At 48.2% G+C, this 1,562-nt stretch carries 1 protein-coding gene and 1 pseudogene; both read right to left on the reverse strand.

All coding sequences use genetic code 11. The features are described 5' to 3' along the window. Nucleotides 1–1,400 (reverse strand): beta strand repeat-containing protein (locus ACO0K4_RS19380; RefSeq protein ID WP_422958317.1); only part of this gene is annotated, 1,400 nt, incomplete at its 3' end. A gap of 24 nt (nucleotides 1,401–1,424) precedes the next feature. Beyond that, nucleotides 1,425–1,544, reverse strand: a pseudogene (locus ACO0K4_RS19385) (hypothetical protein); the annotation flags it as partial. Nucleotides 1,545–1,562: the final 18 nt, after the last annotated feature.

Genomic DNA, 1,562 nt, shown 5'->3' on the forward strand with positions numbered 1-1,562 from the left:
GTCAGTTGCGAACCTTGACCGGACAGATCTGATGTAAAACCGCCAGCGCCAGTTACCGTTACGGTTGTCAGTTTGTTAGTTGTGTTGTAACCACTCACTGTAACCAAAGCACTGTCATTCACTGTCAACGCAGTTGCTGCGCCAAAATGGGTTGTTGTCAGTGTCAGAGCCTTGTCACCACCCAGTGTCACTGCAGTTGCTGCAGCAACTGCCAGATCAGCAACTACGTTGGCTGCGCCAGTAGAAGTGACGTTGACTGTTGTTGCTGTAGCGTCAGTGATCGTGCCTGCTGTTACTGTATTGACTGTAACACCCAGAGTACGGGTAGCAGCTGCAGCAAGAATAGTCAAATTCGAAGCTGTGTTAGCTTCAGTTACTGAAGTAAGGCCATTGGCCGTGATTTTTGCATTGCTACCATTACCGGAAATACTAACTGTTTTCAATGTTGAACCAATCGCGCCAGAAGTACCGGAATTGTCCGCGATATCTACAGTAAGACCACCAGAAGTTGTGATAGAAGTGTAAGCATTGGCATCAATTGCTGTAGGAGCAGTGTTATCAAGATTACCGCCGGCGATTGCACCAGAAGCACTTGCCGCACCTACGCCACCGTTACCAATAACAGTCGCACCGGCGCCGTTTGTGAAAACACCTGCGTTACCGCCACCGACAACGTTAATACGTTGTCCAGTCGAATTTGCTTCTGTAACACTTGTCGTCGTTGCAGCAACAATAGTTTCATTACCTGCTGCTGCTGAAACTACGCTCAATTTTGTCAAACCAGTCCAGCCAGAAACATTACCATTTACGTCAAGAGCAGAGGTCAGATTGACTGTTTCAACGTTCTTAACTGTTGCTGTTGTTGGGATCGCAATTGCGGCGATAGACGTCAAGCTCATTGTGTCATTACCGGCGCCACCATCGATATTGTCCAATGCTGTCAATACACCTGATGTCAATGAACTGATTGTGTCATTGCCTGATGTGCCGACGATTGTGTCAATACCAGTAGTCAAAGCAAAAGTCTGACCTGCTGCTGCTGAAGTAACAGCCAATACCGTTGCGTCCAGAGTTGCTGGAACGATCGCTGTTGCCAATGTCGCTGCATCAGTTACACCAGCGATGAATGCTTTAGCCAGTGTCAATGATGGTGTGCCGCTGTAGCCAACGATTTCAAGGTTTGTATCAACTGCTGCTGTGAAGCTAGTTGCTGCAGATACTTTGCTTGTGTAAGCAACTAAGTCAGTACCTTGTGCGCCAGCAGCGATTTGGGTAACAACGTTAGAGATAGAGATGGATTTTTGATCCAGCAACAGTGCCCAGTACAACAAGCCACTTGGCTCAGCTGCACGGCCGAACAAGTTTGTGTAAACCTGGTTGACGATCTGTGTGCTGTTCATACCAGCGTATGCTGCTGTGTACTCTGCAGATTGGGAGAATGCTGCGCTAACAGCTGTAGTAGAGCCAGCATTGGCAGCAACTACGGATTCCCAGTATTGCAAGCCAGCTGGATCAGCAGGACGGCTGAAGTATGCTACGTACAGTTTCTGTACCGCGTTTGT

The organism is Undibacterium sp. RuTC16W (genome assembly GCF_049339445.1).
Classification (GTDB): domain Bacteria; phylum Pseudomonadota; class Gammaproteobacteria; order Burkholderiales; family Burkholderiaceae_D; genus Undibacterium.